This is a genomic window from Marinifilum sp. D714 (assembly GCF_030851345.1).
Taxonomy (GTDB): domain Bacteria; phylum Bacteroidota; class Bacteroidia; order Bacteroidales; family Marinifilaceae; genus Marinifilum.
Window position 1 is genome coordinate 99017 of record NZ_JALPNU010000005.1, and the last position, 24588, is coordinate 123604.

The 24588-nt window shown below is 35.8% G+C and carries 20 protein-coding genes; 1 reads left to right on the forward strand and 19 read right to left on the reverse strand.

Features of this window, described 5'->3' with window-relative positions:
* Window positions 1–168 precede the first annotated feature (168 nt).
* From M0051_RS07255 to M0051_RS07275, 5 genes are all read right to left on the reverse strand, one after another.
* Window positions 169–1344: a FecR family protein gene (locus M0051_RS07255; protein WP_306740868.1), complete on the reverse strand. Its 1176-nt coding sequence runs from the start codon at window positions 1342–1344 to the stop codon at window positions 169–171.
* 84 nt (window positions 1345–1428) lie between these two features.
* Window positions 1429–1962, reverse strand: coding sequence for an RNA polymerase sigma-70 factor (locus M0051_RS07260; RefSeq protein ID WP_306740869.1), 534 nt, complete (start codon window positions 1960–1962; stop codon window positions 1429–1431).
* A 315-nt stretch (window positions 1963–2277) separates the two neighbouring features.
* Complete coding sequence (tdh, locus tag M0051_RS07265; RefSeq protein WP_373568306.1) at window positions 2278–3300, reverse strand: L-threonine 3-dehydrogenase; 1023 nt, start codon at window positions 3298–3300, stop codon at window positions 2278–2280.
* A gap of 228 nt (window positions 3301–3528) precedes the next feature.
* Window positions 3529–4974 (reverse strand): site-specific DNA-methyltransferase, encoded by a 1446-nt coding sequence (locus tag M0051_RS07270; RefSeq protein ID WP_306740871.1) that lies wholly within the window; start codon window positions 4972–4974, stop codon window positions 3529–3531.
* Between the two features lie 78 nt (window positions 4975–5052).
* Window positions 5053–5253, reverse strand: coding sequence for a hypothetical protein (locus M0051_RS07275; protein ID WP_306740872.1), 201 nt, complete (start codon window positions 5251–5253; stop codon window positions 5053–5055).
* A gap of 210 nt (window positions 5254–5463) precedes the next feature.
* On the opposite strand from M0051_RS07275, the gene M0051_RS07280 reads away from it, so the two are divergent.
* The gene (locus tag M0051_RS07280; protein ID WP_306740873.1) at window positions 5464–6777 is read left to right on the forward strand and encodes a DEAD/DEAH box helicase; all 1314 of its coding nucleotides are present in this window, start codon (window positions 5464–5466) and stop codon (window positions 6775–6777) included.
* A gap of 118 nt (window positions 6778–6895) precedes the next feature.
* On the opposite strand, the gene M0051_RS07285 is transcribed toward M0051_RS07280, so the two are convergent.
* The 14 genes from M0051_RS07285 to M0051_RS07350 form a co-directional block, all read right to left on the reverse strand.
* Complete coding sequence (locus M0051_RS07285; RefSeq protein WP_306740874.1) at window positions 6896–7306, reverse strand: BT0820 family HAD-type phosphatase; 411 nt, start codon at window positions 7304–7306, stop codon at window positions 6896–6898.
* Between the two features lie 394 nt (window positions 7307–7700).
* The gene (locus tag M0051_RS07290) at window positions 7701–10079 is read right to left on the reverse strand and encodes a tyrosine-protein kinase (protein ID WP_306740875.1); all 2379 of its coding nucleotides are present in this window, start codon (window positions 10077–10079) and stop codon (window positions 7701–7703) included.
* 117 nt (window positions 10080–10196) lie between these two features.
* Complete coding sequence (locus M0051_RS07295; protein WP_306740876.1) at window positions 10197–10988, reverse strand: polysaccharide biosynthesis/export family protein; 792 nt, start codon at window positions 10986–10988, stop codon at window positions 10197–10199.
* 226 nt (window positions 10989–11214) lie between these two features.
* Entirely contained in the window at window positions 11215–12618 is a 1404-nt protein-coding gene (locus tag M0051_RS07300) for a sugar transferase (RefSeq protein ID WP_306740877.1), read from the reverse strand.
* Between the two features lie 282 nt (window positions 12619–12900).
* Window positions 12901–13653 carry a WecB/TagA/CpsF family glycosyltransferase gene (locus M0051_RS07305; protein WP_306740878.1) on the reverse strand — a complete coding sequence of 251 codons (753 nt, stop codon included), beginning with the start codon at window positions 13651–13653 and terminating at the stop codon, window positions 12901–12903.
* Window positions 13616–14818 carry a hypothetical protein gene (locus tag M0051_RS07310; protein WP_306740879.1) on the reverse strand — a complete coding sequence of 401 codons (1203 nt, stop codon included), beginning with the start codon at window positions 14816–14818 and terminating at the stop codon, window positions 13616–13618. The genes M0051_RS07305 and M0051_RS07310 overlap by 38 nt, the downstream gene beginning before the upstream one ends.
* Window positions 14815–15903, reverse strand: a complete 1089-nt coding sequence (locus M0051_RS07315; protein ID WP_306740880.1) for a hypothetical protein — start codon at window positions 15901–15903, stop codon at window positions 14815–14817. The genes M0051_RS07310 and M0051_RS07315 overlap by 4 nt, the downstream gene beginning before the upstream one ends.
* 449 nt (window positions 15904–16352) lie before the next feature.
* Window positions 16353–17453: a hypothetical protein gene (locus M0051_RS07320; protein WP_306740881.1), complete on the reverse strand. Its 1101-nt coding sequence runs from the start codon at window positions 17451–17453 to the stop codon at window positions 16353–16355.
* A 193-nt stretch (window positions 17454–17646) separates the two neighbouring features.
* Complete coding sequence (locus M0051_RS07325; protein ID WP_306740882.1) at window positions 17647–18912, reverse strand: hypothetical protein; 1266 nt, start codon at window positions 18910–18912, stop codon at window positions 17647–17649.
* A 123-nt stretch (window positions 18913–19035) separates the two neighbouring features.
* A complete protein-coding gene (locus tag M0051_RS07330; RefSeq protein ID WP_306740883.1) occupies window positions 19036–20334 on the reverse strand; it encodes a hypothetical protein in 1299 nt (432 codons plus the stop codon).
* Complete coding sequence (locus tag M0051_RS07335) at window positions 20321–21403, reverse strand: glycosyltransferase family 4 protein (RefSeq protein ID WP_306740884.1); 1083 nt, start codon at window positions 21401–21403, stop codon at window positions 20321–20323. The genes M0051_RS07330 and M0051_RS07335 overlap by 14 nt, the downstream gene beginning before the upstream one ends.
* Before the next feature lie 14 nt (window positions 21404–21417).
* Window positions 21418–22329: a polysaccharide deacetylase family protein gene (locus M0051_RS07340; protein ID WP_306740885.1), complete on the reverse strand. Its 912-nt coding sequence runs from the start codon at window positions 22327–22329 to the stop codon at window positions 21418–21420.
* Complete coding sequence (locus tag M0051_RS07345; protein WP_306740886.1) at window positions 22326–23402, reverse strand: GNAT family N-acetyltransferase; 1077 nt, start codon at window positions 23400–23402, stop codon at window positions 22326–22328. The genes M0051_RS07340 and M0051_RS07345 overlap by 4 nt, the downstream gene beginning before the upstream one ends.
* Window positions 23403–23441: 39 nt before the next feature.
* Entirely contained in the window at window positions 23442–24584 is a 1143-nt protein-coding gene (locus M0051_RS07350) for a GNAT family N-acetyltransferase (protein WP_306740887.1), read from the reverse strand.
* Between the last annotated feature and the right edge of the window lie 4 nt (window positions 24585–24588).

Here is a 24588-nt window from a genome sequence, read left to right on the forward strand (position 1 = left end):
CATAAATAACTGCCGATTTTTTCTTTTCTTCCACCCAGAAGAAAAGCAGGTTAGATTTTTTTTCATAAATTTGTAAATGAAATTAAACAATGGTTCATCGCTCCAACGATGAACATTATTGAGGGATAGCTCCAACTATCCCTTTTTTTATACTTATTTATATATATCTTAGCGATTTACATCAGAAACGATAACTGCATTACCACTTATCTGTATTGAGATACGACCCGTTTTCTCCAACCTTTTTGCAATATCTTGAAATTCTGCATCACGATCGGCTCTCATTCTAAACTCATAGTCTTTCACGCCAGGATTTTGGTAGAAAACTTTAAAATCATACCACCTTTCTAGTTTTATGAAAATATCTTCCAATCGCTCTTTCTCGAAATAGAAATAACCATCACGCCAAGCTGTGAATTTTCGAACATCAACGCTTGAAACTTGCATTTTGCTCCCCCCCGTTTGTAGTAGAGCATTCTCTCCTGGCTGCAGTACAATCTTGTTTAATTTTTTCTTCGAATATAACTCTACCTTTCCTTCTACAAGTGTGACATCCATATCTTCAGCTGGATAGGCATTTACATTAAACTTTGTACCTAACACACGCGTGTCAACTCTATTGGTTCTTACAACGAAAGGTATTTCAGCATTTGATGTAACATCGAAATACGCTTCACCAATAAGCTCTACAATACGCTCTTCACCACTAAATTTCACAGGATATTTTAGCTCTGATTCTGAATTTAAATGCACTTTAGAACCATCCGAAAGTACCAGCTCATATTCGCCTAAACGGGGTACTTTTAAAGTATTATAAATGGGCTCCTCACTTTCCAGTTCTTTAGTTTTCTGATCTTCGCAATATTGAATTAAATTATCCGAGTCAGTAATAATCTGTATTCCTTGCTTTTCACTGATAACTAAATCTTTAAGTTTTTCCAACTCATACTCATTCCCATTGGAAGTAATCAATACTGCTTTACTCCCTCCTTTTACGATACGATTCGAACGCACGATATATTCTTCTTGTTCCCAACTTGTTTTTTCGAAAAACAATGCAAATGCACAGGCAATCAGCACTGCAATACTTGCTGCAATTGTCAGGTTGATTCTATACTTTTTTTTGTTTTGAAGTTTATTTTTCAGCTTTTGCCATTCTAAACCTACGTTCGGTTCATCTGTCTGCTCCAATAGAAATCCAGCTTCTTTATATTTTCTTAATTCTTCGTACAATTCAATCATTTGTGGATTATCCTTATACTTCATTAAAAAATCCACCTGCATTTCTTTGGGATTTCTTAGAATCTGAAAAACTTCTTCTATTCTTTTATGATCGTGTTTCATCCTTGTTATCTACAATCTTATCACTCTTTCTATGACTTGTTTTATACACTATCACAATAAAAATTAAAATAGGGTGAGTTATTTTCATTTTTTTTGAAAAAAGAAGAATAACATTAACATTTCTCTATTTAATTCTCTTCTTAAACGCTTTAATGAATTTGTAACGTGTGTTTTTATGGTATTAACAGAAACATTTAATTCATCGGCAGCTTCTTTGTAAGTTAAATTTTCGATAAAACACTTTTTAAACACATTTCTACTTTGCCTTGGGAGTTGTTCAACGGCTTTCATGATTTCCAATAAAGCAGAGTCATAATCTTTATACTCCTCTTCCTCATCTATGTCGTGTTTTTTTCTGTTGATGTATTTTTTTTCTACTTCCTGTTTTCTTAGATAATTAATACATTTATTTCTAACTGTATTGTAGAGAAAAGACTTTAGCGAATAAGATATATCTAATTTATTTCTCCGTATCCAGATCTCTTCAAAGGCATCATTCACCAAGTCTCTTGATTGCTCGGTGTCGTTTAATATGCTGTATGCATGATAGTATAAACTTCGATAATGCTCTTTGAACAATTCTTCAAAAATTGGTTGAGTTATAAGTGATCGTGCCAAGTCGGTTTAGGTTTAGGTTGTATTTATAATCATTTGAGGACTAACACAAGCAAAATTAGAAATGGGTGAAAAAAAAAAGAGTAAATTTTCTTGAAAGTAGGCAGCAAATTCAAGCATTATCCAAATAAAACGATTAGGATGTCAGCTGATTGCTTTAATTGAAATTTTACTCTAGTACATTTCTGAAATTACCCATAGTAAATTTTTAGAATGTATTCTTAAATCAGCTCTCAGTAGAAATCAATACTGATTTTATAGCACAAAAAAAGCCCGGACATTTTGTCCGGGCTCCTTTATTTCATATAACGATTTTTCTTATTCCCAATCCAGGATTACTTTTCCGCAATCTCCTTTTTCCATGATTTCGAAACCTTTCTGGAATTCATCAGCTTTAAAACGGTGTGTGATCATAGGTGATAGATCCAAACCACTCATAAGCATTTGTTCCATTTGATACCATGTTTCGTACATTTCACGACCATAGATCCCTTTCAACTGAAGACTCTTAAAAATAATATCAGTCCAGTTTACAGTGGTTTGTGATGGTAAAATTCCTAATAATGAAATCTTACCTGAGTTGTACATGTGTCCAACCATATCGTTGAAAGCAGCTGGAGCACCAGAACATTCCAAACCTATATCGAAACCAATCATACCTAGTTCCTTGATAACATCATCCAAACTTTCTTCCATTGGATTGATAACGCGATCGGCACCCATTTTCTTAGCCAACTCAATTCTGAAAGGATTAGTTTCTGTAGCAACAACATATCTTGCACCTGCAAATTTTGCTACAGCAACACACATGCTACCAATTAATCCAGCACCAGTTACCAATACATCTTCTCCAATCAAAGGGAATGAAAGAGCTGTGTGAGTAGCATTTCCGAATGGATCCATAATGGCCAACATCTCATCAGGAATCTTATCGCTCATTTTCATCAAATTCGATGCTGGAATAGAAGCATACTCTGCAAAAATACCATCGATGTTCACACCAATACCTACTGTATTTTCACAAACATGCTTACGACCTCTTCTACAGTTACGACAGTGTCCACAAGCAATGTGACCTTCACCTGTTACACGATCGCCAATTTCGAAACCAGTAACACCAGCTCCAACTTGCGCAACTTCACCAACATATTCGTGACCAATAATCATTCCTGGTTTAATGGTATTTTGCGACCATTCATCCCACTTATAAATATGTAAATCGGTACCACAAATTGCAGTTTTTTTAATTTTTACAAGAACGTCGTTTACTCCTACTTCAGGAATATCAACTTCTTCCATCCAAAGACCTTTTTCCGGCTTGGATTTTACAAGAGCTTTCATTTTAGCCATGATGATGTATGTGTTTGTTGTTTTTGTTAATAATCTAAATTGTTCTTTTCTACAGATTTAATTAATCGATATCTGTAAAAAAGCCTCACACAAAGTAAAAAAACTTGACCTTAAATTCAAGCCTTGCATTATCTATTAAGTAAATAAAACTGAATGTTCTGAATTGCAGCTTAAGATTTAGTTGAAATCGCGGAGAAAGTTTAAATATTACAGTAATATTTACTTTGAATATTCAATTTTAAAATAATTTACACCAGAATTATTCACAGACTGCAATTTTCCTGCTCTTCCAATTCTGTCGATTGCAATATCACTAATCGAAGAAAATCCCAATTTGTAGCCTGCAGAATTCACCGCAAGCTTTTCATGCTTTTGAATACAGATGAACTTTCGATTTGAATCCTGAGCCTGGTTGATTTTATAAACAGCATGAGCCGTGGTTGCCGAACCCGCAAAAATATCCAATACAGTATCTTCCTTACCCGATAACTGATCGAAAAGTAATTTTAATAAGTCAGTAGGTTTTGGATGTTTAAATGGAATGCCTTCTGGATACAATTCTTTCAACTCCTTTGTTCCCTTTAAACCTGGAATATCTGTAATGATTGATGAGAGTGGCTTTTGCTCACTTTTTAATTCACTTCGATATTTCTTGAGTAAAAATCGCTTCCCTCTTTCCTTTGGGAATACCATTTTCCCTATTTTGATCCACTCTTCAACTCTTGCCTTTGAAAAAGCCCAATACCTGCCATTGGGTGGCAAATATTCTTCCTTTGTAATGGGATTCACAATCGGAAATCTTGAATTTTCATTGCCACTTGCAGCGCTTGGGTTATCAGGAATCCATTCTCCATTTGCATCACAATCGGGATTGGAGTAATTCGAAAAATCCTTTTCTTCTCCCTTAAACTTTAGCTTTGATTTATCCTTGGCATAAACAAGAATGTACTCATGAATTGTTGAGAACAAATTGGCCGAATCATTGCTAATACTTCGGTTTTCCCAAATAAAGCAACCCACAAAATTCTCTTCCCCATATACCTCATTACAAATCAACTGTAAATTGTTTTTCTCCGACTCATCAATCGAGATTACCACAGCTCCATCCTCAGTCAAAAGATCTTTGGTAAGTATCAAACGAGGAAAAATCATATTCAACCATTGGGTGTGAATTTCACCACTTTCAATTCTGTGTCGGGTAAGTTTATCAACCCTACCAATATTAAATTGATTTAAATATTCAAGATAATCATCTGCTGCCAAGTGGTAATTATCGCTAAAAGCAAAGTTTTTACCGGTATTGTAAGGAGGATCAATATAAATCAATTTTATTTTTTCTTGATAATCCTCTTTAAGGAGTTTGAGAGCATCCAGGTTATCCCCTTCAATAAATAGGTTTTTGGATTTATTCGGTAAAATCGACTTTTCTTCTATGAAAACAAGCTTTGCATTGCAATTTGCTTTGGCAGAGTCCAGTGCTAATTTCTTATCGTACCATGAAAGTTCATAGTTTGCGTGATCAATAAAACCATCTTCACCAACAAAAGCTTTCAACTTTTGAATATCCAATACACCTCCTTCAAAAACCTCTGGCAAAATTCCTTTCAATTCCCTCAGTTGTTTTTGCTTTTTATATGAACTTAAAAGTGATGTTTTATTGGTCATGGTTTTTAGGTAAGCGATAATCTGTAACGCAAACCTAATACATTTCCCATTGGTAAAAAAATTTGATTATATCGTATTTTAACAGTCCTCGGCTACCGTTAGCTTCTCATACAAATAATCATCATTACCAGTAATTCTTATCGTATAAGCATCTTCCGGTAAATTTCCCGGCAAAGATTCTTCACAAAATCGATTCAAAGAGTCAAGACTCAAGTAAACAACATCACCTTCAAGATTAATTACCTCAATTCTGTACATTCCTTCTTTATACACTTCCATGATTTTACATTGTATTTTCGTTAATACTAATCTACGAAAGGCATTCCTAGGAGATGTTTCACAGAGGTTAATTAATATTGATTTAATTGTTACATACAAAGTCGAACAGTCAAAGAGTCTTGAAGAGTGAGAAGGTCTAATGTTTTTTGTAATTCATTGTTTACTGATAACTGTTAATTGATAACTGCCAATTGTTATTACCTTTGCGCCATGCAAATAAAAACTGAAGATATTTTAAAGAGACTGGGCATTCAGAAATTGAATGAGATGCAAAATGTTTGTGCCAAATCGTGGGTAAAATCAAATGATTTAATCCTATTATCCCCTACGGGTTCAGGGAAAACATTGGCATTTCTTTTGCCGATGTTGAAAGATTTAGATGCCGATCAAGAAGGGGTTCAAGCACTTATTCTTTCTCCTGCCCGGGAATTGTCTTTGCAGATTGAATCAGTTTTCAAGGATATGGGAACTTCCTACAAGGTGAATTGCTGCTATGGTGGTCACTCCATGCGAATTGAAAAAAACAATTTGCAAAATCCACCCTCTGTATTAATTGGAACTCCTGGTAGAGTTGCCGATCACATTCGCAGAGAGAACTTTGATACCTCAGGAATTAAATTTCTGATTCTTGATGAATTCGATAAGGCTCTCGAATTGGGATTCCAAAAAGAAATGACTGAGGTAATTAAATCATTGCCTCGAAATGTGAAGAAGGTTCTTACATCGGCTACACAGGGAATTGAAATTCCTGAATTTGCACGAATGAACTCTCCTAAGGAAATTAATTTTCTGCCAAAGCAAAAAGCCATTGCCTTAACACAACGTAAGGTCATGGCTGATGACAAAGACAAATTGGATGCTTTGTACAGATTAATCTGTACTATTGGAGATCAACCTGGCTTGGTTTTCTGCAATCATAGAGATGCGGTTGAACGGATTGCTGATTTGTTAAAGGAACAAAATATCAGTTGCGATATTTTTCATGGAGGGCTTGAGCAAGCTGACAGGGAGCGTGCTTTAATCAAATTCAGAAATGGTAGCAACCACTTGTTAATTACCACCGATTTGGCATCAAGAGGTTTGGACATCCCTGAAATTCAAAATGTAATTCATTACCAACTGCCAAAAGTAGAGGAAGCATTTATTCACAGAAATGGTAGAACTGCCCGAATGCATGCAAAAGGAAATTCTTTTATAGTATTGGCCGAAGAAGAAAAAGTTCCTGAATTTATTTCTGATGATATTCCGGTTTTTTCTATTAAAAGTGAAGTTCAAATCCCCAACGCTCCCATTTGGGAAACCCTTTATATTGGCTTAGGAAAGAAAGAGAAAATCAATAAAGTAGATTTGGTTGGCTTTTTCTTTAAAAAAGGAAACTTACAAAAAAACGAACTTGGAAAAATTGATGTACTGGATCATACTTCTTTCGTCGCTGTAAAGAGAGGCCTAGGAAAAAAGCTAGTGAACAAATTGAAGAATGAAAGAGTAAAGAAAAAGAAGATTAAAATTCAAGTTTCAAGATAAATTATAGCCTTCAGCAGACAGCTTACAGCCATCAGCAAAAACATTTGTCATTTGAAAACTATCGAGATAAGTCGGGGATCTACGATTTCACTTTTTTACCTTTTGACTATTTGACCTTTTATTCTCCAAATAAATTATCAAGAAATCGGGTAAACGAACTACCTGATTTTTTCTCTGGTGGGTATTCCTCCTCTTTTGTTGAAATCATCTTATAGATATTTCCCCAATCAGGAATGCCCCCAATATTTCTATCGTCAATATACAAATCGGCATAAATTTTACGACTTACACTTTCATCAAATTCCTCTTCAGGATAGTTCTTATTAACAGCATAAAATTCTAAGCCTTTGCTTTCGCAATAATCCACAGCTTCATACAGTAAAGCTCCTGTTCGGTAAGTCCAAAGAATTAGCTGATGTCCTTCTTTTTGCAATTCAAGTAAACTTTCTATTGCAAAAGGAATTTCAGCTCCAATTTGAGGGTATTTATGTTGCACTATGGTTCCATCAAAATCAACAGCAATAATCATAAATTTCTTAATTAGGGAATAATACTCCTCTAAATTTATAGAATTAATCTTAGCTTTCTAAGAGTAATTACAAGAAAAAATTTTTACAGGAGTTTTAAGTAATGAAGATTCTACGATACACTTACAAAGTTTTGGGTATAAAATATAATTGCAGTTAATTTCGATCGGGAGCCGTCAATCGGACGCGATTCGAAAAATAAAGCTCATTTAGAAAGGCGAGCAACACCCTATTAACTTGATTCTTTTGTCTACTTTTCTCTTCTAATGAGAAAAGTAAAAAACCTTCCAGCTAGAGGACTAAACAAGATAATCAAACTATAGGATTGAATACACAGTTACTCTCAATTCTTATAACTAAAAAAAGGTCCGATGAATATCGAACCTTAGTTTATTTTTAATTATTACTTACCTTTTCCCAAAGCTTGCGAACAATTCCTGGCGACGGTTCCTCATAATAATATCCTTCTCCATTGATATAGTTCCCATAAGCTCCATTTGATGTTACATCATTTAGAATCAAAGATACATTATCCAAAGTTCCTCTTTCTGCAATTTGATTCACAAAATTGATTTGCTCTTTATGACTGAATCCTTGTCGTAATACAAACAGGTTGGCATCTGCCAACTTTCCTGTAATGAACCCATCAGTAACCATTGATATTGGCGCATTGTCAATAAACACATAATCAAACTTACCTTTTACCGCATTCAAAAACATCTCCAAACGTCCATTTTCAAGCAATTCTGCAGGATTTGGAGGAACAGGACCCGAAGTCACGCAATACAAATTCTTAATGTGTGTATTTTGCACCACTTCTTGCCACTTATTGTATCGAATCAAATAAGTACTTAAGCCAACTTTATTCTCTAAATCAAACATTTTCTCCACCTTAGGCTTTCTCATATCTGCTCCTATCAAAAGAACTTTCTTGTTGTTCATAGCAACAATACTGGCAAGATTAACCGTAGCAAATGATTTACCCTCCGAAGGAATGGTTGAATGAACTCCAATTATTTTTGTTGGCTGATCGGGAAGAACATAGTTTAAATTGGTTCGAAGTGACCTGAAGGACTCCGAAATTGCCGATCGTGGTTGGTGGAAAACAGGCAAATTGTTAGGATAACGATTATGAGCAATAGTTCCCAAAACAGGCAAATGTGTTTTCTTGACCAACTCTTCCTTACTTTGGATATTATCGTTAAAAAACTCTTGTAGGATAATAATCAGAAAAGGAAATCCTAAACCCAAAATCATCCCGATTAACAGGTTTATGGCAAGTTTTGGTTTAATCTTGATAATTGTGGCCAATCGCGCAGGATCAATAATTTGAGCATCAGAAACATTTGAAGCTTTTGCAATAGCAGCTTCAGCTCTCTTCTTGAGCAAGAATGTATACAACTCATTGTTCAAATCGAAGTTGCGCTTCATATTGATAAACTTTTGCTCATTTTTAGGCATACGCGCCAACTGATCTCTCACCTTCGACATTCGTTCGCTAAGGCTGGTAACCTCAATTTGAGAATTGGCTACCAAAGATTTTAGGTTTTCATCCAAACTTTGACGAATCACATCTATCTCCTTGTTTAGAATAACCAAACTTGGATTTTTTGCCTGAACACTATAGGAAAGCACTTCACGCTTTCCATAAAGATCCGTCAATTTAGTAACCAAAGCATCCAATGTTGGATCGGTTATTCCTGCAACCGAAGGAGCTACAACTTGCTTCATCTGGTTGGCATCGCCCAAGTTTCGAAGTAAATTTTTATAATACTCCAATGAGATCTGTGCTTGAGAAAGTTGGGTTTCCAACTCTTCCATCTTAGCCACTACCACTCCTGCTTCTTGTCCCAGGTCTACAATCCTGTTTCTGGAACGGAAATTGGTAAAACTCTGACCTGCCAATTGCAATGAATCCACAATCCCTTCTAATCGTGAATCGATAAATCGAACTGTATTTTCTGATTTTTTGTTTTTCTCAATTAGCCTAAACTGCAGGTAAACCCAATTCAGTTCGTTCAGGAAATCCACACCACGGGCTGGTTCTGAATCATCTATTCTCAGGTGAATCAATTCGGCTTTCTTCTCGGCAACTGTAATTACCATGCTCTCCATGTATTTCAACGTAAGCTTATCCAAATCATTAAACACAAAGTAATGATTTGCTTCCTGGTCTACTTTCCTTTTCTTAGGCTTGATCGTGAAATGAAAGAACTTGTTCTTAAAAGCTTGATTAAAAAACCCTTCCTTTTCAAACTTCACCTTTACCACATCACCATTGTATTCAGCTTCGCCATCAACTCTTATTTTATAGGTATGTCCATCAACCTGTTCAATAAATATAGGAATATCAGTAAGGTTTGTACCTTCGTGTTGAATAACCTCAAAAGGCTCATCTCGATACAATCCTTTGTTCATAAACCATGTTTTTTTGTACCAGGATTGTGTCCACCCCAGGTTCTCCATTGCTTTTCGGTTTATGGTAAAGGACTTTAGAATTTCCACATGATTTTGAATATTTGCTTTATCTCGCAGTTGATACCCTTCGAACATTTGCTTTGCACTCGTTTCATCAGGATCTACATGCACCAATAAGCTACTTCGCATCATATAAACAGGGGTTGAATATTTGCTTACCAAATAGGCAATACAAATTCCCATTACTCCACAGATTAAAAATATCTTCCACTTAGATAAAATTCTGTAGAGGAAATCTTTTACGTCAGGACCGTCCTTCTTGTCGAAATAGTCCATTACTTCATCTACGTATTTCATATGTCTTGAATTTACATTTCAATTGCCATCCCGATAACTATCGGGAGGAACTCGCCAATTTTGTCATTCCTCTGTGCGAGAAATATTTCTTATGGCTCGTTTCATAACAATTTTATCTTAATTGGAAATTATTAAACTGGTAATCAGTACAGCGGTTGATACTGTTGAAAGCAACAAGCTGTATACATTAGAGTTCATGTTAGTATTTTTAATCTTATGAGGCTCAACGTAAATCACATCGTTGGGCTGAATAAAGAAAGCTTCCGATTTTAGAAAATTCTTACTCGATAAATCCAATCGGTAAGTTTTACTTTCCTCATTATTGCTTCTAATTACCAATACCCTGTTTATTCTGGCGTGATCAGTAATTCCATTGGCCATACTTAGTGCTTCCAGAATACTTAAGCTGCTGTTATAATTGTAATAAACTCCGGGAGTGGTTACTTCTCCCATAACAGTCACTCTAAAATTCAGAAGCTTCACCTTTACACTTGCATCTTTCAAATACTCATCGGCATGTTCTTGCACTTTTGCCTGAGCTTCTTTTTGTGTTAATCCTGCAACACCAATGCTTCCAATTATGGGCAATGATATATTCCCATTGGAATCTACCTGATATCCATTCAAATACTGATCGGGCAATTGGCTATAAAGATTTTGAGTTCCTTGTTGACTTCCTATGGCCTGCGCAGGATTGTAAAGCTGACTAATCTCTGGATTCATCGACTTTATACTAACAAACAAATTGTCGTTGGTTTTAATTTTGTATTCAGGCACCTTCATTACAAATTCAGGAGCCAAAACTTCAGCATCAACATCTTGCAAATACACAAGATCTTTATTCGATCGACAGGAAATGAGACTCATTACTATAACAAGGCTCATAAGGGTTATTAATTTTCTATTCATGGTCTTGGTTTTTTATTTATTCATTTCGGTCCCGATAACTATCGGGAATAAATTATGAATCAGGAAATACCTGCTCATACTTGTAAGAAAGAATGCCTTACAAAAAGATTGGAGAGAGTAAATTACAGGAGATCTTATTTAATTCTCTCTGCGTGCTGAAAGACTACCCTAAAAAGAAAACTTGGGTAGCTTACTATTAATAAAGTAACTAATAACTGTTCGCTATTTACTGCCCATCCCCTGTTAGAACCACTTTAATGGTGCTAAGGAAAAGCATTAAGTCAAGCTTTAACGACCAAGTATCTATGTACATCATGTCTAATCGCATCCATTCGTCGAATGGAATGTTGTTTCTTCCTGAAACTTGCCAGATACATGTAATTCCTGGCTTCATGCTCAATCGGCGTCTTTGCCAGCGTTGATACTGCTTTACCTCAGAAGGAATTGGTGGACGAGGCCCTACAATTGACATCTCACCCTTTAACACATTAAAGAATTGTGGGAGTTCATCCAATGAAGTTTTACGCAGAAACCTTCCGACACGGGTAACCCTAGGGTCGTTTTTAATCTTAAAAACAGGTCCCGATTGTTCATTCATATTTTCCAGTTTCACTCGAAGAGCTTCTGCATTCTCGACCATTGTTCTAAACTTTAAACACTTGAACAATCGTCCGTTTAAGCCAACTCTTTCCTGTTTGAAAAAGATGGAACCGCCATCCTCAATTTTAATTGCAATGGCTATGCCCATTAAAACAGGAGAAATTAAAACAACAATGAAGAATGAGAATACAAAATCGAGAATCTCCTTCACTTTTAAAGCAAAGTAGTTTTTGGTATTGTTAGCAAATGTCAAAAACGGAAGTTCTTTAAAGTAAGTCAAATGAGAACGCATACTAACCACACTTAAAAGCTCGGAATATACCCTAAAGGTTACTCCAACTTCCGAACAGGCATAGATTAATGCTCGCACTTCGTCGTTATTAAACTTTCCCTTACAGTAAATTACCTCATCCACTACATTGGCATCAATAATCTCATTCAATTGAAAATGTTCATGCAATACTCTTACGTGAGAATCGTATTTGTTTTTAATGTGCTTCCCATCCGACATGATTGCCCATACACGATATCCCCAATCGCGAATAAAAAGCATTCTATCAATAAAGTGCAGGTATGATTCATCATCAGCTACAATTAATACATTGCGTGTATTGTATCCTTTTCCTCTAATTTTCTTGAAAATGGTATAACTCATCATCCTGAAGCTGAACAAGACTACCATATTCAAACAGGCAAACAATGCAAGAATTAATACAGGAACGGTATCGGTTAGAAACAAACTTCCCAAATACAACAAGCCTGAACTGATGAACACCATGGCAAAATACTCGGCAAACAATTCGGAGTAGGTTTTTACCCTAAGCATTTTTCCCAAATTGAATTCCTTAATAAGAGTGTACCATATTGCAATAATCATTAAATAAACAATATTGGTATCGTGAGTAGCAATTTCAACTGGCCGCAAATAATTGTTTGTTGCCCAAGCAACAAACCAATAGCAGCCTAAGGATAAAGCAACCTGAACTATGGTGCTTATCCTTGCCAGTGTTTTTTCTCTTCCTTTAATCATTCTTGGTTTATTTAAGGTTTTAAAGTGAATTTATTTATGGTTGTTTTATATTGTTTTACGCTTAACAAAAGGATAGCTTGACTCCATTTCAATTTAAGCTTCTGCGTTTCTAGATGAGTGTTTCCCTTTTAGGGAAACTGTCGACAGACTAAAGGGTGTAACGATAAGTTATCGCATAAAAACACATCCCTCTGGCTATCGCCATCTCCCCTAGAAGGGGTGAATTTGAAAATTAATGGTTTGTATATCTATTTAATCGCACAACTGATAACTGTTCACTGTTTACTGATCACTGAAAATTGTTCTCACCCTCTCCCTCAGCACATAGTAAATAAATAACGAATTGGTTACCAGATATCGTTTCCACATTCTACCGGGTTCTTGCAAAAACCTGTAGAACCATTCCAAACCTGTTTTTTGCATCCAAACAGGTGCTCTTTTTACTTTACCTGCAACTACATCAAACGATCCACCTACACCCATAATGAAAGGTACTTTCAATCTTTCTTTATAGGTGTTTAAAAAAATCTCTTTGGTTGGAGAGCTAATGGCTACAAACAAAATATCAGCTTTCGATTCTGCAATTTGTGCTGCGATATTGGCTTCCTGATCTTTTTTAAAATATCCATTGCGATATCCTGCAATAATTTCCTTTCCAAATACCGTAGTATATTTCCTAACTACCTCGGAAACTACTTCTTCCCTTCCGCCAAAAAAGAAAATCTTATACTTTTTCTCGGAAGCAAGAATTACCAATTCTTGCATTAAATCAACTCCTGCCACACGCTCGGGCAATGGTTTACCCAACAAACTCGCAGCCCATACCACTGCCATTCCATCAGCATTAATAATATCACTATCAACTACCGACTGATACAATTCCTTATCTTCTTGCATATTAACCAGCTTGGCTGCATTAACTACAATGTGTTGAATTGATTTTCTTTCACGAATGGAATCATCGATAAGATCAATGGTTTCGCGCATTGTTAAAACATCAACCGGCGAATTCATTATTGTAACTCGTTTTCTCATATTCCGGTGTTTTTAAAGTTGATAACATATAAGTTGATAAAGCCAAAAACATCCAGGCTTGAGCCCAGCGGATGTATGGTATTTTGGTTTTAAAGTTTTTTCCTGCTCTGAAATAGAAATATCCTTCAGGACTTTGCAGGTTTGATATGGTCCAATTCAATACCCGATCAATCAATTCCTTCTGTGATTGAAAAGCACCAATCTTGCTTAAGGTAATTGGCAACTGTGCCGGGCAATGTATATCTACAGGGTAAGTTGAATTGTTAAAGTATTTAGGAATCCCCTCTTCCGTAAAGAAATGATTCAGGTAATATTCCAATCCTTTTTCTATATTCTTATGGAATGATTCATCCTTGGTATACTTCTGATAATCGGCTAAGGCCTCCAGGTTAAATCCAGTATGGAAATTATCAACCCACTGATGATACGGTAAGGTTCCGTATGCCCACGATCCATCTGCATGTTGATAATTAATACTAAACTGAACCGACTTTTTAGCTTCTTCAGCCAACAACTCATCGTTTGTAATAGAATAAATTCGAGCTAAAGTTTTACTTCCCAGTAATGAAGCATTAAACACCTTTGTATCATCCAGAGGTGAATAGGAAAAACAGAAATCCCCATTCCCATCGTAAGTACGATGCAAATCGTTCAGAATAAAATCTTTTGCGCTAATGGCTGTTTCCAACAACTCTTTATCGCCCAATATTTCGTAGGCATCCAGCAAAGCGTTGGTAACATATGAAGTAACTACAACCGAAGGTGTTCCTTTGGGCTGAAAAAAAGCCCTGGCCTGCCAATCGAAGTTGTATCCCCAACACGCCCCCGACCATCCTGTCGATTGCAATTCCAATACCTTCTTACTTAATAAAAGGATCCGGGATCTTACCTCCTGTGTGCGATCAAGCTGATAAAGCTTACAATAACCACTAAGAAATAAACCAAGACCTTTAGGATTATAAGCTTTCTTAATCCCTGCAAGATCCCGGAAATTCACTGGATTTCTTTTAAAGGCCTGGATCCATATCAACCTCATTAGTCTACTCTTGTTCAAAAAAGGAATCGACTGAAAAAGTTTGGAGTTTAATCCATCGTAAGGATCCCAACCTTTGTATTCTTGGTCTTCTATATATGCTCGTAGTTTTTCGAGACTTTCTGCTATCATTTCTGCGTGTGTGTTTCTTTGATTTGAGCAATGGCTTCACCAATGGTGAAAAACTTTAACTTACCCCCTGATGCTTTCTTTGCCAAAAAATCAATAGCATCGGAGTAGTAGAAATCTTTCGGATGTCCCACCAATACAAAAGGATGAAACACTGAACTGGAGCTTTTCTTGATCTTGAAGGCTGCATTAAGGAACTTCCGCATTTTCGATTTCGAAAACAGGCAAAAGTCCCATGTAACGGCTTCTTTATCCATTAAAAATTGTATGGTTTCCCATTTCGTTTTTTTTGTGCTGTTGTTCTTAAACTTTTCAATAGAATTCGCCTTGTTCTTTAAAGCAGAACAAATCCTCACCAAATCATACTTTGAAATTCTTCTGATTTTTTTTGCAAAAACAGGCAACTCCATAAACTCCTTTTCATTCTTGCTGGCAGTTAGCAAAGAGCCATTGGTAAACCAATAAGGAATTTCCTTCTTTACACGGGTATAGTCGTATTTCGACAGCTCACTCTCGGCTTTGCCACCATAATAAACCGAGCTATCGGCTATAAATTCATTCTCTTTTAATGCTTTCAACAATCGTTCCGATGGATCGATATTGTAACCTCCTGCCCGCAACACATTGCACCTGTATGATGGATTAATGGGGTGCAGCATATTTTCCAACTCCTCTTTGCCTTTTCGGATTAAGTCGTCCAATCCCATGCTAATCTCCTCATTAGCATGATCGGGAACCTCTGGCAAACGCCAAAACTTCATATTTAATTTCCACTCTCTGTTTTCGTATTTGGCATCAACCCATTGCGGATGAATGTGCAGTTGAATATCATGCCCTAACTGATATGCTTTCTTAATCTGATTGGCCATGGCTTCGGCAGGATTTCTTTCGTATCCCATCGACTCACCGCTCTCATATACTTCCTTCAGTTTCCAATACTCTACCACCTCGAAGAATATGGTGAGTTTCATTCCATACTTAGAACAAATGGCCAACAAGCGGTTGGTAGGCTCTATTATATGCGTAAACACATCACCTCTTCCCGATCCAAACAGTTCATAATCCAACGTAAGGCATAATGATATCATTCTCTGAAGTTTTTTTCTGGTTTTACATGTTCTCTAAAGCATTTATTGTTCTGCTTTATGAAACATTCTTGCGGTTTTACTCAATTACATTCATGTTTTGCTTAATGATATCCCTGTTTTATGAAACGACATGCTTGTTTTATACAAAGACATTGCTGTTTTGTAAAGTAACACGCTTGTTTTACGCAAAAACATTGTTGATTTGTACTAAGACATTCGTGATTTGCCTAATGACATTGCTGTTTTATTAAGAGACACTACTACTTTGTTATCGTGCATGCGCTACAAATATACTTCATCTGCCAACAAGTCCTGTTAATGCTACTACAGATACACTTACATTCACTCCAAATGCATTTACATGCATGTTTTGCCCATTTACACAGTCATTTTTTACATTAAACTCCTACAACACAACAACTCTAAAGCCTTATCTTAGTGTACATTAATCATCGTTTCATCTGATAAAAGAATGGCAATGGATCGTATATGTCCCAAACATCAAAGGTTCTCTTGTTAAAGTCGAACAGAACTTTTAGCATGTGAACTGCCTCACTCGGATTCTTAAATATCAATACCAAATCACGAAGCACATTAATCCATTTTACGGGTTTCGGATTTTTATAAGCTACCAGCTTATTTCCCATCACATAAGGAATCAGCTCGGGATATTTCTTCTTCATGATTTTAATGAAACCAAAAGGTCGAGGATTCACTTCGAGTAAATACAATTGTCCATCTCTAATTTTAAACTCGACATCTAAAAATCCTGTAAACTTTGTTTGGTTCAGAACCTCCTCAGCTTGTTTTTTTATTTCCTTGGCATAGCCTCCAACATATTCCTCAACCACCGATGAAACTCCCGATCGGAAATGACGAACCTCGTTTACACAGATGTCCAGCTTCACCTTACCCTTGTCTACATAAGCGCCATAGGAAAAATTGTTTTTTAAATCCGCACCTAAAAAGTCCTGCGTAATAAGCGATGCCTTTTCCTGTTCTGTTAATATTTTAAGCAAATCAATCATTTCAGCTACATTCTCAATCAATTGAGTTTTAAACCTTGGCTTTGTATACAGAAAAATATCTTTGTTCCATTTCACAATCTGAGGATAATTTAGCTGATTCACCAATTTATGATTTTCTACATCCATCAATATTTGGGTATGGGGAAACAGCACCTCAACATTTTTTGCCAGTTCGTAAGTTTTGCTCTTTGTCATTAATTGTTCTATTGATACTTTATGTCCTGGCATCACCTGATACAACTGAAAGAAGCGTGGAAAGTGATTCATTAGAAAAGCCAAATAAAATCCACTAGCGACATAAGCTTTTAACTTGGGGTAAGTATTTGCCAAAGAATTCAATTCCAACATCAAATGTTCCTCGCTGTGAATCACTTTTTTCTCAGCATATTTTGAATGCATGGCAATTTCGTTTTTTCTGCCAACCAAAATTACATGGTAATTCAGGCGACTAAACTCACGCACCAAAAATAAGGCCTGAGGTCCTGCACCTACAACTAGTATTTTCTCTAAATAATTTTTCATTGGTATCGATGGCGGAATATAACGGTACGCTGTACCTATCTCTTCTAAAAAATCTGCTTCCTATAAATATTACGGTGCTCTGCACCTATAACAATTCAGTTGGCCTTTTATAATGCGTTAAGCAGCAGCGCTACGCAATATTTATAGCTTAATTTATATAGCATCTTAAAGGTGCAGAGCACCGTAACTAAAATTATATAAGTTGAGAAACCACAAGATTAAATTTCCCTTTCGCTGTTCTAATCAACTGATCTGTTTCTATCTTGTCAAAGCGAATCATGCATTCATCCCCAAGCAAATCACGCAAGTTCGATTCTATAACGTCCAAATCACTTTTATCAAATCTCTTATCCGGAATCAGGTTTACCCGAATAACACCAGGTTCATCTTGCACAATTTGAGCAGCTAACAAATTCTTAGCTTTTTTAAAGGCCAAATCAAGCCTACCAATTCGTTGTCCATCCTTTAAAACAATGTAATCATCATCTCTGCCTTCAATCTTTTTGATAACACATATTCCATTGCTGCATTCAGCCAATTGTACCACATCATCAACACGATAACGAATCAAAGGAAAAGCTGAGTTGATAAAACTTGTGGTTATTAAATGATCATCTTTGAACTCGGTATAAGAATACAAGGGAAACTCACGATACAATTCATCTTCGAACTGCCCCAGTGCAACTGTTTGCTCTGCATTGCCATACCAATCGTATATTTTTGTATTCAGGGTTTTCTCAACAATTTCTTTCTGAAATCCATGCAACACCTCCGATGATGTAAATGCAATCGGAATATCTAAACTCAAATCTTTCTTGTGTAATTCTGTCGCCAGAATGTGCATGGAACTCGGATAGGCTTTAATTACCTTGGGATTAAAATCCTTTATCAGCTTGTAGTATTCATCAATTCTTTCCGACTTTAAATGATAGGATGACAAATACAATACATTATTGCTCTTATCGTAATAAGAAAATGTATTTCGGTTTAAAGTTCCCCTCAAGGATACAACCGGATCACCCAAATGATAGCCATGCATTTGCTGAAAAAAATGACCGTAGGCATACTCTTTTATTGTAGAGGAAAAATCTCTGTAAACCTGCAATGGTGTACCTGTTGTTCCACTCGAATAAGCTTTAAACACGCACAATCCTGGTTTAGCCAACATTGCCTTGGCATGATTACGGACATCCGTTTTCGAAATAATTGGCAGTTTGTTCTTATCAGACAAATCCTTTACCGAATGAAGGTGCAATCCATGCTTTTTGTAGAATTGTTTGTAAAACTCGGTATTGGTAAAAGCATTTTGATATTGCTTGACGAACTGCCGGCTTTTCAATTCTAAAATCTCAGCTTTAGACATTTGATCCAGCTCAATAATCCGTCGCAATTCACGCTCGAATGCTCTGCCATATTTTATTTTATAGGCAATCAAATCCTTAATTAACTGTACTGGCATATCCTCTATAAACTAACCACGAATTTCACCAATTTTCACAAACAATAAATCATCAAACAATTCACATAAACCAAAATATGAATCCATTCGTGTAACCTGTGAAATTCGTGGTTTATAAATCTTTTAAGCTGTATCGATCTCCTTCAAAATTTCCTTTGCCGTAGCATCCTTATCCTTGGTATCCAAATAGGAAACCATCAAATTAAACTTTCCAGCCTTTGTTTTTATGATCTGATCTTCGGTTATCTCGTTGTAATGAATCTTACATTCTTCTGTTACCAACTGCGTAAGATTCTTTAGCAATTCTGCTTTATCTTGCTCTGTAAAATTGTAATCAGGTATGATGTTCAAATCGATTTCACCAGGTACTTTCTGTACAATTTGGGCAGCCAGAATATTTTTAATGTTATTGAAATTAAATGCATGATCCAACAAGCCAATCTGCTGTCCATTCTTTAATCTTACATATTGGTTGTCGCGACCTATGATTCTTTCAGTACAACAACGAATACAACTTGCATCACACTTTAACTTGATGATATCATCAACCTGGTAACGAATCAATGGGAATGATTTGTTGATGAACCCCGTTGTGATGATGTGATTCTCTTTTACCTCAATATGTCCATACAATGGAACATCCTGATACAATTTTTCTTTTACCTGTCCCAAAGCAATGGTTTGCTCCGAATTTCCATACCAATCAATCACTTTAGAATGTAGTATCCTTTCAATGATTCGTCTTTGCCAATCGTGCAATACTTCTGATGAAGTAAAAGCAATCGGAATGTGCAAATCCAATCCTTTTTTGTACAATTCTGTCGATAAGATCTGCAACGAACTTGGATAAGCCTTAACCACTTTGGGTTCAAACTCCTTAATCAATTCATAATACTTTAAAATATTCTTCTCGTTCAGATTATAACTTGATAAATGTAATGTATTCAAAGACTTGTCAAACCTTGAAATTTCATCCTTATCCAAATCTCCCTTAATTGAAATCACCTTATCGCCAAGATTGTATCCATGAATATTCTGAAAATAGTATCCGTAAGAATATTCCTTGCAAACGGACTGATAATCGCGATACAATTTTAATGGAGAACCGGTAGTTCCACTTGTGAAGGCCTTGTAAACAAACAAACGGTTTGTCGTCAACAAATCATCAACACGATGCCTAATATCATCTTTTGTAATGATTGGTATTTTCTCTGCATCATCAATCGATTTTACCGAATTAACTCCTAATCCGTGTTTTCGATACAACTCATTGTAAAACCTGGAGTTTAGGTAAGCGTTTCGATATTGCTTTACAAATTCTTTGTTTTTTAATTCTGACAGTTGGGATTCACTAATTGAGTACAGCTTATTTATTCGTTTCAATTCCTTCTCAAACCCGATACCGAATTTAATTTTGCTCAAAAAGTAATCCCTTATTCCCCTGTAATTCATGGTAGATTGAGAATAATGTTTTTAATACACGATCTGGATAAAAATCAACAACTGCTCTTGTTGAATTTTGTGAGTAATTTTTGCAAAGACCTTGGTTTGTCATCAACTTGACGATTGCATTTTTTATAGCTCTTTGATTTCCGGGAACTACAAGTATTCCATTTTTCCCTTTGTGAATTAGATCTGGAATGCCTCCAACTTTAGTGGAGATAATAGGCAAACCATAACTCATGGCCTCCAGAATTGACAATGGCAAACCTTCTTTATAGGATGGTAGAATAAATGCATCCGATGACCGAAACAACTCTTCTTTCATTTCTTCGTTGGCCCAACCATTAAAATGAACGATTTTCTGCACCTTCCATTTCGAAATGGTATTGGTTAATCGATCCACTTCACCATTTCCGGCAATCACAAGCTCCAGTTTACCTTCAAATTGTCTCCTGCTTTTGGCGATTATTTTAATCAAGTCAAAAACGCCTTTGTTGTCGCCTATCAACCCCAGGAATAACAATCTAAATTTATCATTGGATGGCTTTCTTTCCGTGTTAAGCGGCGGAAGAATCATATTATTTAAGATTCTGATCTGTTTCGGATTAAAGGCACTGGTATAAAAGTGCTTCCATTTTTCCGACAAGCATATTACCAAATCGGCAGAGTTGATCACATATCGAATTCTACGCTGAATAAACTTTGATGATCCCAGATAGAAGTCCCGAAACCCTCCTCCATGTATGTGGTAAATGATTTTCTTATTGGACAAGGCTCTCGCAAATGCGTACAAAATATACTTTCTATAAAAACTGCCTTTCGAAGCTCCATGAATGTGAAGAATTTTAATGTCCCGATCTTTAATCAGGATCCACAACAACTCCACAATACAAATTGGGAACCATAAAGTGTTCATGAATTTGGATGTAAACCGATGTGTAACCAAAACTTTGAAATCGGACATGTGCTTCGAATAATTGTTGACACACAGTCCAATGCCTCCTTTTGAATTCTGATTCCCAGGTGCTATGTAAAGAACCTCTTTCATCCACTTAAATGATTTTAACTTCCTGATAATTTTGGATTGAATAGCATTGATTGCTTTTGCTGCAACGGCTGAACAAATTTGTGCCAAACCCGAAGCATACGTGCAATGTTCTCATATTTTCCTCCATTCGAATTGATGGATACTCTTGGTATCTGGAACTCAGAAATGAAGTTCGAATTCAATTCAGGATTCACAGTAAAAGCCATCTTGTAATTGTACTTCTTTAGTAAAGCCAAATCTCTTTGGTTATAGTCGCCATTAGGAAAGGAAAACGAATTAATTTCTACCGACAACCACTCTTCCAATGTTTTTTTAGATTCTCGATACTCGAAATCCAATTCCTCATCCGAACATTTTATGGTAATCGGATGATGATAGGTATGAGACCCAATTGTAATTAATGGATTCTCGTTTAAGCGTTTTAATTCTGACAGTTCGATGCAAGATCGCTTTAAATCATATCTTACAGCCGCACCTCGGATTAACTGCATCCTTCTAGCGTTTGGCAATTTCTTCAGTTCTTCAACAGATTTTAATTCCTTATTTTCCTCTACTACTTTAGCTACATACTCCCACCAAAAGTTTCCTGTCATTACAGGTCGAACGGGAATAAAGAAAGTGGCTGGTATCTGATATTTTTCAAGAATCGGTATCAATTTTAAATTGCCCTTCCAACCGTCATCAAAAGAAACAAAGGCAGTTCTTCCTTCTACATCTTTCTCTCCATTTATGATCTGGAAATATTCTTCCTCCGAAATAAACCTAAAGCCTTTCGAAAGCAAAAAACCGATGATTCCTTTAAAAAGGAAAAGAGAAGGGTCGTGAAAATAGATAGATAACACTTGCTTATCGAACTGCTTTAAAGCTGACTTTCCAAATATCAATAGCAATAGGTATCCGAGTATGTTGGCAATTAGTTTCTTCATACGTATTCTTCTACTCCTTCAAATTCTTGCTTGGATTTTTGATCTGATTGCCTTGCTTTATACAAAACAAAAGGCTTAGCTAAAAATGACTTCAGTCGATTCTGTAGTCCGAAACACATGTAAAAAGGCATTGCAGTCTTTGTGAACTGAAATTTATAAACATCCATGCCAACTCCGAAAGAGTATTTCTCCTTGTTCAGCGAAAATGACTTTCGAATGTTACAATCCATGCACTGAACGCCTACTCCATAAATTCTATAATCGCGATCGAAAGCACAATCAATGGCAATCCTGGCATTATCACAATCTATATTTGCCACATAGGCAACCGGATAATCATTAAACTTGGCAAACATAACATGCGATGGAAACTTACTGTACAGACTTTTATGAAACTTTTCCTTGTTTACATCATCGTATACAAAGCTCTTCCCATCCAGCATTTTGGTTTTCGAAATTCTCTTAATGGTCTCAAAATTAGATGGGGTGATTTCCTCATAGGAAAGGCTCAAATGAAATCCATCCTTTTCCATTTTGCGTAAGGTTCTATCTAACTTCTTCCTAAACTTCTTGGCATAAACCTTTTGGGCAAACTCATTGTAATCCTTATAATCCGATATACAAATCATGGGAGCTCCAGAGTATCTATACATTTTAAATACTTTTGTCAAGATTGAAGCTTTCGGAACATACTTGAAAAAGATGAAATGATAACGAATATTCTTTTTGATCCAGCCCAAAAGTTGCTCAATAAAACTAGAATCTAACTCCTTTAGTACAATTAAATCATGTCCAATACAAGACCATTGCTGTCCAAGGAACTCAACAAATTCAAGCTTTATGCATTTACAAAACTTACGAATTAGCTTAACAAGAGGAATGATGGCAACCAGTTGATTATTCTCATAAGCAGTAACAATATAGGCCTGTTTCTGGAAGCCTATTACATTGTTCTCCACTTTCTCAAAAACCTCATACCAGCTATAAATCCATTCAAATCGATTGCTAGGAAAATTTGCTTTGTATTCTAGGTTCTCAAGCTCTTCAATTGAAATAGTTTTGAAACAATACATTAGATCTTAAGGGTTTAAACTTCTTTGTTTGATAAAAACCTACATTTTAATACTTTGAACAAAATTTAGATTGTTATTAGAGGTTTTATTTTTCTCGTCCTCAATTTTTATTAGCTGCTTTTTATTCTGCATAACTGAAGAAACATCCTGATGCATTTTTTTTATTCGATAATGGAAATAAGGCAATACCAATAACGATTTCAGTCTGATTTTAAAGTCATAACACATGAAAAACTCTTCTACACAATTGGTAAACTGAAATTTATAAGTATCCATTCCCAATCCGAATGATAATTTTTGAACATTGTTCTCAAAACCACTACGAATCACTTGGTCAACACAATGAATCCCTACCCTATATTTTCTGTATTGTCTATCAAAAGCAGCATCAACTCCAATCCTTTGTCCATTAACATCTATCAATGTGCCATATGCTACGGCTTTACCATTAAATTTTATAAAAACAACTTTGGATGGATTTTGCCTGTAGATCTTTAAATGAAAATCTTCTTTGAGTTTGTTCTCGTACATGTCGATTTTTCCATCGGTTGTTTTACTTGCCGATATATTCCTTATCGCGGCTAAACTGTATTCATCAATTTCATGTTGTTCTACCTCCATTTTAAGGCCATCCCTTTTAATTCTTCTGTTGGTTCTGCGAAGATCTTCTCTGAATTTTCTTGAGTACACATTCAATCGAAACGTTTCGTAATCAGAGAAAGAAGAAACATGAATAAACGGAGCTCCAGCATATCGATAAAAACGAAACTTTGATTTTAACCTACTGCTCGCTGGAAGATATTTAAGGAATAAAAAATGATAGGAAATATTTTCTTTGATCCATTTGTACAACTCATCAACAAAACTATCATCAAGCTTCCTGATTGCAATAATATCATGCCCCATTCCTGACCATTGCTGTCCAAGAAATTCAAGAAACTGCAATTTAAAATATTTTAAATAGGTTCGCGTTAACCTCATTAAGGGTACAATGGCAACCAACTTATTTCCCACATAAGCAGTAACGATGTAAGCTTTTTTATCAGCTCCAAAATGGTTATCGTTGTGCTTTTCGAATGTATGATACCAATCTGCTATCCAAGATGTCTGAGTTCCAGGAAACTTACTGATGTACTCAATCTTCTGAAGGTCTTCTAATGTAATTAAACTAAAGCTATACATTTAT